Source organism: Streptomyces sp. NPDC052042, from assembly GCF_044548345.1.
Lineage (GTDB): Bacteria > Actinomycetota > Actinomycetes > Streptomycetales > Streptomycetaceae > Streptomyces.
Genome location: NZ_JBIUBU010000004.1, coordinates 105307 through 118148 on the forward strand (window position 1 = coordinate 105307; position 12842 = coordinate 118148).

General features: G+C 71.0%; 9 protein-coding genes. 4 read left to right on the forward strand and 5 right to left on the reverse strand.

Features of this window, described 5'->3' with window-relative positions:
* Nucleotides 1-316: 316 nt before the first annotated feature.
* Together ACIHCL_RS09985 and ACIHCL_RS09990 are read right to left on the reverse strand one after the other, a co-directional pair.
* The gene (locus ACIHCL_RS09985) at nucleotides 317-976 is read right to left on the reverse strand and encodes a DUF1707 domain-containing protein (protein WP_399859208.1); all 660 of its coding nucleotides are present in this window, start codon (nucleotides 974-976) and stop codon (nucleotides 317-319) included.
* Nucleotides 977-1344: 368 nt separating this feature from the next.
* A complete protein-coding gene (locus ACIHCL_RS09990; protein WP_399859211.1) occupies nucleotides 1345-1836 on the reverse strand; it encodes an FBP domain-containing protein in 492 nt (163 codons plus the stop codon).
* 71 nt (nucleotides 1837-1907) lie between these two features.
* Between ACIHCL_RS09990 and ACIHCL_RS09995 the strand changes: the two genes are divergently transcribed.
* The 4 genes from ACIHCL_RS09995 (at nucleotide 1908) to ACIHCL_RS10010 (ending at nucleotide 8787) form a co-directional block, all read left to right on the forward strand.
* A complete protein-coding gene (locus ACIHCL_RS09995) occupies nucleotides 1908-2477 on the forward strand; it encodes a TetR/AcrR family transcriptional regulator (protein ID WP_399859213.1) in 570 nt (189 codons plus the stop codon).
* Nucleotides 2478-2570: 93 nt separating this feature from the next.
* Nucleotides 2571-3770: a GDSL-type esterase/lipase family protein gene (locus ACIHCL_RS10000; protein ID WP_399859215.1), complete on the forward strand. Its 1200-nt coding sequence runs from the start codon at nucleotides 2571-2573 to the stop codon at nucleotides 3768-3770.
* 167 nt (nucleotides 3771-3937) lie between these two features.
* On the forward strand, nucleotides 3938-4255 hold the full coding sequence (locus tag ACIHCL_RS10005) for an urease accessory protein UreD (protein ID WP_399859216.1): 318 nt from the start codon (nucleotides 3938-3940) through the stop codon (nucleotides 4253-4255).
* Between the two features lie 482 nt (nucleotides 4256-4737).
* Nucleotides 4738-8787, forward strand: coding sequence for a Pls/PosA family non-ribosomal peptide synthetase (locus tag ACIHCL_RS10010; RefSeq protein ID WP_399859219.1), 4050 nt, complete (start codon nucleotides 4738-4740; stop codon nucleotides 8785-8787).
* Nucleotides 8788-9033: 246 nt separating this feature from the next.
* Here the strand turns inward: ACIHCL_RS10010 and ACIHCL_RS10015 are convergent, their stop codons facing one another.
* The 3 genes from ACIHCL_RS10015 to ACIHCL_RS10025 all read right to left on the reverse strand — a co-directional run bounded on the left by ACIHCL_RS10015 (nucleotide 9034) and on the right by ACIHCL_RS10025 (nucleotide 12710).
* Nucleotides 9034-10209, reverse strand: a complete 1176-nt coding sequence (locus tag ACIHCL_RS10015; protein WP_399859222.1) for a cytochrome P450 — start codon at nucleotides 10207-10209, stop codon at nucleotides 9034-9036.
* A 602-nt stretch (nucleotides 10210-10811) separates the two neighbouring features.
* The gene (locus ACIHCL_RS10020; protein ID WP_399859224.1) at nucleotides 10812-11450 is read right to left on the reverse strand and encodes an HD domain-containing protein; all 639 of its coding nucleotides are present in this window, start codon (nucleotides 11448-11450) and stop codon (nucleotides 10812-10814) included.
* Nucleotides 11451-11816: 366 nt separating this feature from the next.
* On the reverse strand, nucleotides 11817-12710 hold the full coding sequence (locus ACIHCL_RS10025) for a TIGR03619 family F420-dependent LLM class oxidoreductase (RefSeq protein ID WP_399859226.1): 894 nt from the start codon (nucleotides 12708-12710) through the stop codon (nucleotides 11817-11819).
* Nucleotides 12711-12842 lie beyond the last annotated feature (132 nt).

Consider the following 12842-nt stretch of genomic DNA (forward strand, 5'->3'; position numbering starts at 1 on the left):
CCACGAGTGATACAGGTCGCTCCGACTCCGATGACACGCGCCCACCCTCCGGTTGCGCAGAACCGCTGCGTTCGGCGGGCCGCGCTGCCCGGTCGGCGGCCGGGACGACGAGCGAGGCGCGACGGGACGAGCTGGACGCGACCGATCCGGGGCGGTGCCCGGCCTGGGACGCGATGTGGCAGCGCCGCTTCCGCCTGCGGTGACGGCGCAGCCGGCCGCCCGGTCGCTCCGGCAGCGACCTCACCCGCCATACCCGGGCGTCGCCCCGTTCTGGAGACCTCGGCGACCGCCCCGCCGACGGCTCACACCGATGGAGTCAATCGCCTGCAGAAAGGGACGCCGGCCTGCGCAGCAGCCATTGCCCGAACGTCCGGCGCGGCGGCCGCACCACCACGCGGCCGTGGGCCTTTCGACCGACCAGCTCCACCCGCAGAGTGACCGGCGTATCGGGATTCGTCGGAACCTGGCGGTGCTTGACCCTGCTGTGTGCCAGCTGCAGACCATCGGTATCGACCACGATGCCCGGCCTCGTGATCAGTGTCAGGGCCTTCCCCGTCATGTCCACGTCGATCCGCAAGGTGTCGTGCGTGATCACTGCGTCAGTGAAGTCAAGCGTCACCCCGCAGAACGTCACCGCGAGCTCCAGTCTCCGCGGTACCACCCAGCGACCCACGCGCTCGACCGCGCCGCTGTGGACCTGTTCGATCCGAACTGTGTCCTTGACCTCTGCTCCGGTCACGCCGGCCATAGCCGATGCGGGCGGCAGGTCAGCGGTGAGCGTGGTCAGTTCGCTCAGAGTCCGGGCCGACAGGGCGGCTTCCAGGCGCTCGTCCAACTCGTCCGCGGTCAGCAGGCCGTCCCCCGCTGCGATGCGCAGCACATCCACCACTCGGTCCCGGTCGGCATGAGAGGCTCGCAGCTCGGGCGACGAGCCCGGGCCGGAGCGCTTCCCGGTTGGCGAAATCTCTCCCGACATGCTTCCGTCCTGGTCCTGTCGAACGTCTTCGCGCGACGCAGACAGCGGCGCGAGTAGAAGACTAGCGCTATATCGCGACATGGATCCCGACTGGACCCATCACGAGGAGCCAAGGGGCAGCGGCGATTCACGGTATGCGACCCCCATCATGCCGAGGCCCCGTCGCGACAACAACTGCGCCCCAGGGGCCGAGCAGCTGCTCGAACTGGCTTCAGCCCTGACACGCAGCCGAGTCCTTCACTGCCGTCGACAGCCGGTCACGAGAGGAATCAGAGCCGCCATCGGTTCCCTGAGCCGACACCGTCCATTGGTGACTGGTTCGGGTCGAGTCTGTGGCACTCCTGCCTCCCGGACACCGAAGTCATGCTTCATGTGGTGACCTTGGCGATGAACGCGGCAAGGTTCGCGACGGTCCGCTGGATCTGCTCCTCCAGGGTGAGCGACTCGCGGAGCCGCCCACCGACGCCCGCGTCCTTCTTGCCCCGTACGTACAGCGGGCAGGCGAGGTCACTGCACATGTAGGCGCCCACGGAGTTGCCCTGCTGCCCGGCTCTCCCCGCCTTCGCCGCGACCATGAGCGAGACCCCTCCGGTATGGACAGTCATGCACATCGTGCACATACTGCGCCGCGCCTGCCGGAGGGCGGGGCTCGGGCAGCGCAGGGCGAGCGCTGCCGGGCGGCCGTCCCATTCGGTGGCGAGGTAGGCCCGGTCAGGGGCCTGCGGGTCTCGCCAGCCAAGGAAGTCCAGGTCGTCCCAGGGACGCTCGGCCAGATCGCGGGGGACGGACAGGCGCTTCGCCTCACCCTTGGTGCAGTTCACGAACGCGGCACGGATCTCTTGCTCGGTCAGCGGTCTCATGAGCGGCAGGCTAGATTTCCTAAAGGTGTTAGGCAAATGAATAATGACTATCGCCGATTAGGAGGAAGGTTATGGTTCGAGTAGGGCTGACCCCGGAGCGCCTGACCCGGGCGGGTGCGGAACTGGCCGACGAGGTGGGTTTCGACCAGGTGACCGTCTCGGCGCTCGCCCGCCGGTTCGACGTCAAGGTCGCGAGTCTGTACTCGCACCTGAAGAACTCCCAGGACCTCAAGACCAGGATCGCCCTGTTCGCGCTGGAGGAACTCGCCGACCGCGTCGCAGCCGCCCTGGCCGGGCGTGCCGGCAAGGAAGCCCTGGCCGCCTTCGCGGATGCCTACCGCGATTACGCCCGAGAGCACCCCGGCCGCTACGCCGCCGCCCGGCTCAGGCTCAGCCCCGAGACGGCGGCCGCCAGCGCCGGCGTTCGGCACGCCCAGATGACGCGGGCGATCCTGCGGGGCTACGACCTGACGGAGCCGGATCAGACGCACGCGGTCCGGATGCTGGGCAGCGTCTTCCACGGCTACGTCAGCCTGGAAATGGCCGGAGGCTTCAGCCACACCGCCGTCGACTCGCAGGAGTCCTGGGTCTGGATCGTGGATTCCCTCGACGCCCTGCTGCGGAACCGCACCGCACCCTGACCCTCGGGGGCCTCCCCACCTCCGAAGGGATCTGCCGCACAGCACACCGGCGTCCCCCAACAATCCGAAGCTCTTGATCAACAGGCTGAGGCGATGAACACCGAGCACGACTGGATCAGCACACCCGTCACCGCAGACATCCTTCGCGGATTCCTCGACGTGGAACGCACGGCGCACGGTCTGCTGCCGCACCGGCTGCCCGTCCGGGCCCGTCGGCAAGTCCCTGACGACCAACTGGCCATGGCCGAGGCTCAGCCCTCCGGCGTGCGGTTGGCCTTCCGCACCCGGGCCACCACGATCGAACTGGACACGCTGCCCACCAAGAGGATCTACCGAGGCCTCCCGGCCCCGGCGGACGGCGTGTACGACCTGCTGGTCGATGGCCGTCTCGCCGCCCAGGCCACGGTCACCGGCGGCAACGTCCGCATGATCGACATGGCCTCCCAGTCCGTCGAACTGCGCGAGGGGCCTGTCGGCACCGCCCGGTTCACCCATCTGCCGGCGGGTGACAAGGGCGTCGAGATCTGGCTTCCGCACACGGAGATCACCGAGCTGATCGCCCTGCGCACCGATGCCCCGGTCGAACGGGCGCCGGACAGCGGGCGCAAGGTGTGGCTGCACCACGGCAGTTCCATCAGCCACGGCTCGAACGCCGCCCACCCGACCGCCATCTGGCCGGCGCTGGCCGCTGCCCGGGGTGGAGTGGAGTTGGTCAATCTGGGGTTCGGCGGCGGCGCGCTGGTCGACCCGTTCACCGCCCGTGCGATGCGGGACACCCCCGCGGACCTGATCAGCCTCAAGATCGGCATCAACGTCGTCAACACCGACGCGATGCGCCTGCGCGCCTTCGTCCCCGCGGTCCACGGCTTCCTCGACACCATCCGCGAGGGACATCCGACCACGCCGCTGCTGGTCGTGTCCCCCATCCTGTGCCCGGTCCAGGAGGACACCCCCGGCCCTCTCGCGCCCGACTTCGACGGCGGGTCCTTGCGGTTCAAGGCCACGGGCGATCCGGCCGAGCGCGCCGCCGGACGCCTGACGCTCGACATCATCCGCGACGAACTCGCCCGGATCGTCGAACAACGGGCGGCTGACGACCCGAACCTGCACCACCTCGACGGCCGCGACCTCTACGGCGAGGCGGACTACGCCGAACTCCCGCTGCCCGACGAGATCCACCCCGACCCCGCAGGGCACCGCCGCATCGCCGAGAACTTCGCACGGCTCGCGTTCGGCAACGGCGGCCCCTTCGCCACCGAGACCACCTGGCCGGAATCGCGATCAGCCTCCTGACCGCATGCCTGTCCTCTGGTCCCCATGCCATCGGAGCATCCGATTCCAGCTCCATCGGGATCACCGGCCGCACGACGACACTCCCGCTCCCGCACTCCGACGACCCCTGCCACCTCCGGAGACCGTGGACCCGCGACGGCCGCGCCCGCGTCGGGGGGATCGGTGCGATGAGCGCACCACTCGAAGGACACCGTCTCGGGCCCGACATCGAGGCCGGGAGCGACGCCGACCCGGAGGTGCCCACAGCCGCCGCCACCATCGCCCTGCGCGGTCCCATCCCCGCGCCCGCGGACTACGACCCGAGGCTCACCGTCGGCGAACGGGCCCGTCTGCGCGGGCTCCCTCAACCGCTGATCAGCACCGGGGGCTGCACTCTGGTCCAGTCCTACGTGCTGGGCCTCGCCCCGCCTCGCGGCTGCTGTTCCGGGAGGAGCAACTCCTCGGTCGCACGGCCGAGCCGCCCGGTTCTCTCACCGCCCGCCTGACGGTGCGGTGGGACGGCCGACTGCTCACCGCCGGGCAGGACGCGGCGCCCGTGCCGCGCCGCCGGGAAGACGGTGCCCGCCGGGAAGACGGTGCCCGCCTGGCGGCGACGTACGGTGCGGCCGGCGCGGACGAGCACCGGCTGCGGTGAAGTGCGTGCCCGTTGTGGAGTCGCGGACCGGCGGAACCGGTCGGACGGCGGTCCCCCCTTCAGGTCAACGACACGGACGCCGTCGCGGTCGAAGACACCGCATGGCCGACGACACGGTTTATCGTCATCGGCGTGCTCGCCCCGCGGAGCACCGGCCCGGCACCGGCGGAGCGCCTTCGGGCGATTCCGGCACCGGCGGCCCAGGGCGCTCGGTTCTCTCCTGGGCGACCGGTCCACCAGCCGGTGAGCGGCAACGGTGAGGTGTGGGCGGTCGGGGCGCGCCGGGCCCTCGGCTCAGCTGGTGTGCCCCGCGCCTATGGGAAGGACACGGAGATGATGGCTGTTCCGGGCTCGACGCCGTCTCAGGAGGGGCGTCGCCGCCTGCACTTCTTCTTCGAGTCCTCGTGCGACCGTGCCCCGTCGGCCACGGCACTCGAGTGCGACCACCAGGCATTGACCTATGCCGACGTCGAAGTACGCGCCAATCGGATCGCCCACTTTCTCCATGGGCTGGGGGTCGGCCCCGGTTCCAGGGTCGTGCTGCTGCTGCCGCGGTCGGTGGAGGCGTATGCGGCGCTGCTCGGGGTGGGGAAGGCCGGTGCGGTGTTCGTTCCGGTCGATCCGGCATCGCCCCCGGACCGGCTCGCCTACATCGCCAGGGACGCGGAGGTGGACTTGGTGCTGACCACGTCTGCTCTCGCACCGGCCGCTGCCGAACTCGATTGCCCTGTGGTCCGGCTGGATGCGTGCGCCGACGAACTGGCCGGTATGCCCGCGACGCGGCCACTGCCGGAGTTCACCGGCAGCGGCACGAGGGACGACGACCCTGCCGCGTACATCATGTACACCTCCGGATCGAGCGGCAGGCCCAAGGGGGTGGAAGTCACCCATGCGAGCATCTGCAACTTTCTCGACATCGTGCCCGGGGTTTACGGCGTGCAGCCGGACGACAGGGTGTACCAGGGCATGACGTTCTCCTTCGACTTCTCCATCGAGGAGATCTGGCCGACGTGGTCGGTCGGTGCGACCCTCGTCGCAGGGCCGACCGGTCCCGGGCATATCGGAGCAGAACTCGGCGATTTCCTCGCTGACCTGCGGATCACGGTGCTGTACTGCGTACCGACGCTGCTGGAGACGATTCCTCCGGAACTGCCCCGGATCCGCACCCTCGTGGTGGGCGGTGAGACCTGTCCCGCCCAACTCGTCGAGCGATGGAGCACGCCCGGGCGCCGCATGCTCAACACCTACGGCCCCACCGAGGCCACGGTCACCGCGACCTGGGCGGAGCTGCGACCGGACCGAATGGTGACCATCGGAAAGCCGCTGCCGACCTACCTGGTGGTGCTTCTCGACGAACGGCTGGGAAGGGTGCCCGACGGCCAGGTGGGGGAGATCTGTATCGGAGGCCCCGGCGTCGCCCGTGGCTACGTCGGGCAGCCTGCGCTGACGGCCGACCGGTTCATCGAGCATCCGCTGGCACCGCCCGGCAGCAGGCTCTACCGCACCGGCGACCTCGGCCGGAGGACCCCGAACGGCGAGATCGAGTTCCTGGGCCGGGCCGACGACCAGGTGAAGATCCGGGGCTACCGGGTGGACCTGGGCGAAATCGACAGCGCCCTGCTGGAGGACCCCGACGTGGTCGAGGCGGTCACCACGCTGACGGACGGTTCGCACGGCAGCGACCGCGCCGAGGCGGCGGGAAGCGGCGAACTGTGCGCCTACGTGGTCCGTGCCCCGGGAAGCCGGGGGGACGAGAGCGCCTTCGTCGCCAAGCTGCACGACCGTTTGCGGCACAGACTGCCCGTGTACATGGTGCCGTCCTATCTGGACATCCTCCCGGCTCTTCCCTCCATGTCCAGCGGCAAGGTGGACCGCAGACACCTGCCCACGCCGAGCGGCCGGAGGCTGGTCGGCGGCGGCCCACTCGTGTCGGCCGAGGGCGAACTGGAGACGCGGGTGCGGGACGTCTGGGCGGAGGTGCTCGGGATCGCGCCCGAGACCCTGTCGGTCCGGGCGGACTTCTTCACCGATCTCGGGGGGCACTCGCTCCTGGCGGCCAAGGTCGTGTCGGCCCTGCGTGACCGCGGCATCGGTGCGAGCACCACACTGCGCGACCTCTACACGTATCCCACCGTGCGCGACCTCGCCCCTCGGCTGAACACCGGGCCCGGTGCGGGCCGGGCAACCGCTTCGCCGCGCCCCGAACCGATCCGTCACCGCACCCGCCGGATCGCCGTCGCGGGCACCGCTCAGTTGAGCGTCATCTACGTGCTGCTGTTCGTACTCGGCTTTCCGATCGCCTATGTGTACAGCCGGCACGGTGGCCAGATCTCGGTCCAAGCTTCGGTGCAGACGACGATCGGCGTGTATCTCAGTTATCTGATGGTGCGCTGGCTCCTGCCGGTCGCCCTCGTGCGTCCGCTGTCGGCCGGTATCCGGCCGGGCCGCTACCCCTTGTGGGGCTTGGTCTACATACGGCTCTGGACGGCGAACCTGTTGCTCGGCTTCTCCCCGCTTCCGGTGCTCAGCGGTTCTTCCCTGATGGCGGGATACCTGCGCTTGCTCGGCGCGCGCGTCGGACCACGCACCACCATCGCCACCGGCCTGATCACCTTGCCGAGCCTGGTGAGCATCGGCGGCGACGCGTCGATCGGCTACGGGGTCTCCCTCACCACCTGGCGAGTATCGGACGGGTGGGTCACGGTCGCCCCGATCGAGATCGGCTCGCGCGCCTTCGTGGGCGGGAACGCGGTCCTGGAACCGGGCGCACGCATGGAGGCCGACGCCGCGCTCGGCGAGCAGTCCACCATCGGCCCCGATGAGAAGGTGACCGTCGGCACCCGGTGGGCCGGATCCCCCGCGCGCCAGGTGAAGGCACTGGCCCCCGTGGTCGAGACCATGTTGAGCACCGGCGGGGGCGCGGGCCGATGGCGGGCACATCATGTCGCCGCGTCATTCATCGGCCTGATGCTCCTGGAGACCACCGCACTGGCGACGACCCTTCCGGGGATCGCGCTGTTCTGGTGGGCGACGCTGAACCGGGGCATCGCGGGCGGCATCGCCGCCACCGCGCTGTCCGGCCCCGTGTTCGTGGTCACCGTCTGCTGTGTCGTCGCGGCCGGGAAGCGCCTGGTCCTGCCGACAGCGCCGGTCGGCATCCACCCGGTGCGCTCCTGGCTCGGTGTACGCAAGTGGGTGTCGGACAAACTACTGGAGGTCAGTCTCACCTTCACCAACTCGCTGTACGCCACCCTCTACACCGTGCCCTGGCTGAAACTGCTCGGCGCCCGTATCGGCCGGAGCGCCGAGGTCTCCACCGTCTCGCACATCGACCCGGACCTGCTCACCCTCCACGAAGGCAGCTTCGTCGCGGACCTGGCCAGCATCGGAGGGGCCACGTTCGCGGCCGGCCGGGTGGCGTTCGGCCCCACCGAGGTCGGACGGCGCGCGTTCATCGGCAACTCCGCCCTCCTGCTCGCGGGAACACGGACCGGACCGGGGTCCCTGGTCGGAGTGTGTACGGTCCCGCCGCAGAACGACGTGGCCGACGGCACCACGTGGCTCGGATCGCCGGCGATGCGTCTGCCGGTCCGCCAGAGCAGCGGCTCGTTCCCGGAGGAACTGACGTTCCGGCCCACCCGCACGGCGGTGCTCCAGCGTCTGGGCATCGAGTTCTTCCGTATCACGATGCCCGCGTCCGTGCTCGGCACGAGCGCCTATCTGTATCTGCTGGCGCTGTCGTGGTTGACCGGCCGACCGGGCCTGCTGGTGCCCGTGCTCGCGGCACCCGTCCTCGTGATGGCCGCGAGCCTCGTGGTCATCACGTATTGCGCGGTGGTCAAGCGTCTGGTCATCGGCACCTACCGTCCTCGGGTCGAGCCTCTGTGGAGTCTGTTCGTACGCCGTACCGAGTTCGTCACCGGCCTCTTCGAAGCGGCCGCGGTGCCGGTCGGTGCGGGCTTCCTCATCGGAACGCCGTATCTGCCGGTCGTCCTTCGGCTCTTCGGGGCGCACATCGGCAGAGGCACGTGGATCGCCACCACCTTCCTCACGGAGTTCGACCTCGTGAGAATCGGGGACGACGCCGCGATCGGTCTGCGCGCCTCACTGCAGACGCACCTGTTCGAAGACCGTGTCATGAAGATGTCGACGGTCACGGTCGAAGACGGCGCGAGCATCGGCACGCGAGCGGTCGTGCTCTATGACTCCGTCGTCGGCGAGGGCGTCCGGCTCGACGCGCTGTCGTTGCTCATGAAGGGCGAGCACCTCGCTCCGGGCACGAGTTGGCGGGGCATTCCCGCGGAGACCGTCGTCGAGCGTCGCACCCCCGGGTCCCGGGGAGAGGGACTTGAACGAGCACCTGGGCCGTGGCCCGCGCCGTAAGAGGCGTGCGGCGACGACGTGACCGGGCCGCCTGCCCGCGGTCGGCGGGCAGGCGGCCCGGTGTGCGCCAGGTCGGTTCTGCCGCGAGGCCGTGGCGAAGGCGCACGCTGCCGACGGCTTCCTACACACCGGGGTCGGGGCAGATCACACCCGGCCCGCCGGTCGGGGTACCGATCGCCATGGGCGGCAGATCGCGCCGACGCGCCGGGCCCGGCCTCGCGTACGGCGGGGCGACCACCGGCCGGATCACCAGCGGGCCGGAAGGTGCAAGGGGCTTCGCGTGATGGTGCCCCGGCGCCATGTGATCTCGTCCACGGGGGTGGTGAGGTGCAGGTGCGGGAAGCGGGCGGCGAGTGCGTGCAGCGCCAGGCGCAGTTCGGCGCGGGCGAGCCAGGTGCCCAGGCAGTAGTGCCGCCCTCCGCCGAAGGCCAGGGTCGGGCTCTCCAGCGGGGCGAACAGGTCGTCGAAGGGTTCGTCGGAGAACGCCGCCGGGTCCCGGCCGGCCGCACCTCGGTCCACGGTGACGATCTCCCCGGCCCGGACGGTGACACCGCCGACCTCGATGTCCTCCTCGGCTTGGAGGGGGTTGGAGTGGGCCGTGGGGTCGCCGAGCGGGAGCAGGTGCAGCAGGCGTTCGGTCAGCAGCCCTGCCGCTTCCTCGTCGGACGTGCCGAGGCGGGTCCAGACCTCGGGGCGTTCGTGGAGCAGGTAGAGCAGGGAGTTGCCGAGCACGGTCATCACGGTGTCGTAACCGCCCACGACGAGGATGCTGACCAGGTTGACGAGCTGTGGTTCGGGGATTCCGCCCTCCCCGTCCGCCGCACGGACCAGGGAACTGATCAGATCCGGGCCGGGGGTGCGTCGCCGCTCGGCCAGCAGGCCGATGGTGAAATCGGTGAACTCGCGTGTGACCTCGGCGACTTCCGCCGGGTCCTGTGCCCCGGTGGCGAAGGCGTTCTCGGTCCAGCGCAGCAGGCGTGCGTCGCTGACGTCCTGCACGCCCGTCAGCCTGCTCATGACCGCGATGGGGAGCGGCCGGGTGTAGTGGGCGACCAGGTCCGCCGGCGGGCCGTGGTCGGCGAGCGCGTCGACCAGTTCGTCGACCGCATCGGCCACCCAGGGGGTCATGCGCGCGACCGCGCGGGGACCGAAGGCGCGCTGGACGGTGCGTCGCACCCGCAGGTGCTGGACGTCGTCCAGCTTCCCCACGGCATCGGGGGAATCCACGAGAGCGGTGGCGCCGTCCCGCGAGGCGCGGATCAGGGTGCGCCTGAACCTGCCGTCGCCGATGACCTGGTGGACGTCGGCATAGCGGGTGAACACCCAGGCGGGGCTGCCGTCGGACAGTGTGGTGCGCCGGGGCGGACCGGGCCGGGCGAACGTCAGGCGGTGCAGGGGAACGCGTTCGTCGGTGAGGGGCATGGTCCTCCTGCCCGCCGCCCCGGAGAACGGGCTGCGGCGTCGGCTCGGCTGATGGCTCGGTCGGGGCTCGCTGTGAGGCCGGTGACCGGATCGGCGGTGAGCGGCGACGGGTGTGCGAACGCCACCGCACCGTTCCGACGGAAGGGGGTTGTTCCTGTGGTCCCGTACGACCGCGACCGGCGCGCTCGGGCCGGAGATTCTCCACCGGGCCGTCACGGAGCCTGCTCAGATCCTCGGCCATGGCGATGGCCGTCCTGTTCAGGCCGTCGTGGTTCAGCGGGGAATTCACCCGCATGTGGTGGGGCGGTCCGACGGCCGGGGCGGGTGTCCGGGGGCGTCACCGGGGGTGTGGTCTCTCCGTAGCCGGAGGTGTGGGGCCCGGTCTTCCGGGCGGGTCCCGGGCGGCCGGCGGGACGAGAGGCTGTGCCGGTCGCCCGGTTCGCCGCCCGCGCCTGCCCGCTACCCGGTGTGGGCCGGACGGCCGACCGCCGACGAGGCCGTCGGCGGTCCTCGGAAGGGGGCGTCGTCGCGCTCGCGGCGTCCGGCCGCCCTGCCTCGGATCGTGGTCGCCGCCCCGCGGTGCGGCGACCACGGCCCGGTGGTCATTCCGGCCAGTCGGAGTTCAGGATGACGTCGACGAAGTCGCCGCGCACGAATCCGGGCATGTAATGGGCGAGTACGTCTGCCTTGACGTTGCCGAATGTCGTTTCGGGGCGGCTTTTGATGCCTTCGGTGAACGCGGCCAGGATCCGCTTCTTGAAGTCCGGCCGGGGATGGGCGGAGACGACGGCCGCGCGTTGTTCGTCGGAGACGGTGTGGTAGCCGATGCCCAGCACGTCCAGTTCCACCCCCCGGGTGACCAGGGCGATCTCGGGTGCCATGTGGAGCGGGATCTCCGGTGTGGTGTGCAGGGCGATGGCCGTCCAGACGCGGTCGGCCTCCTCACCGGTGATGCCGTGGGTGTGCAGGAACCTCCGCGCCTCGTCGGCGCCGTCGATCTCGAATCGCTGGTCGGTCCGGCGGTAGCGCTCCGTCAGTCCCAGGTCGTGGAACATCGCCCCCACGTACAGCAGCTCCGGGTCGTATCGCAGTCCTTGTTCGCGGCCGCGCAGCGCGCCCCAGAGGAAGACCCTCCGGGAGTGATCGAACAGGAGTGGTGAGGCCACCTCACGGACCAGTTCGGTGGCTTCCCGCGCCATGGTGCTGTCCGGGATCTGCACGTCCGCGATCGTTTCGCTCATGATGTCCATGCCTTTCTCGGTGGTTGATCCGGGGCCGTGGGGCACACCCTCTTGAGAGATTGCCGTTCTCGCCGTGGAAAACCGCAGAACCCGGCGCGGTCCGTCGCGTGGTTCCTCCGGCGCGGTGGTCCATGCGGACGGTTCCGGGCGTCAGCGGGTACGGGAGGCAGCGGGGCGCGGCGCGTACGTGCTCGGCGGCAGCGGGGCGCGGCGTCGGCGGGGCCGCTCGGCGGTCGCCGGTGCGGTGCGTTCGCCCCGGCGTCGGGCCGGAGCGGGCCGACCGGGCCCGTCGGTGTGCCGTTCCCACGGTGCTTCCGGTGCCCCGGCCGGTTGGAGGGTCGGGCCGGGGCACCGGGAGCGGGGCGGTCAGCTGCCCGCCGCTCGCGCCGTCCGGTACACCTCGGTGGCCACGTCGACGAGTTCCGCGGCATCGCGCGTGGTGCTCTGGAGGTCCAGGATGAACGCCGTCACCGCCGTTTCGGCGTGTGCCGCCAGGTCCTCGACGATCTGCGCCACGCTGCCGTGGAAGGGGCGGCGTCCCCCGCTGCCGACCGGATCGGCGGTGTAGAGCGCGTTGACGCGGGCGCAGACGTCGATCGGCCGCTCCCGGCTGCGTTCGGCGGCCACGTCCCGCACCCGCTGCCACTTTTCGGCGAGCTGGGCGGCGCCCGCCGCCACGGGCATCCAGCCGTCCGCCCGGTCCAGGAGGCGGCGGGTGGCCCGTGGGCTGTTCGCGGGCAGGTACACCGGAATGGGCCCGGCCGGCTTGGGCCCGACCACGGACGGGGCGATGGTTGTCAGTTCGCCCCTGTATGCCACCGGGTCCGGGCCCCAGACCGCCGCACACACGTCGAGCAGTTCGTCCAGGACCGCGCCGCGCCTGTCGAAGGGGGCGAAGGCCGCCGCCGCGTACTCGTCCAACGACCACCCCGTGCCGAGGCCCGCGACCACCCGGCCGCCGCTCGCCGCGTCCAACGAGGCGAGCGAGCGGGCCAGTTGGAACGGCACATGCAGGGGTGCGACGAGAGCACTGGTCCCGAGCCGGGCCCGTTCTTCCGTGGCCGCGGCGGCCAGTGTCAGCGTGATCAACGGGTCGGCGACGCCGCGGTACCGATCGGGCCACGGCCGGCCCGGGACGCCGTAGAGGCCCTGGGTCGCGGGCTCGGGGAACAGGGGTTCCGCGTGGCGAGGCGGCACGGCGCGGTACGCGGCCGCGCCGATACCGCTCCTCCTCCCCGGCGCCTCGGCGCGCGCGGTCATGACGAAGCCCTCGCCCGTCGGCTGACGGGCGAGGGCTTCGTGGGAGGTCCGGTCCGGGTTCCGCGGTCTCGCGGGTCTCCCCTGCGGTCTGCGCCCCGCCCCCGCCCCTTCCGCCGGGAAACCGGAGGGAAC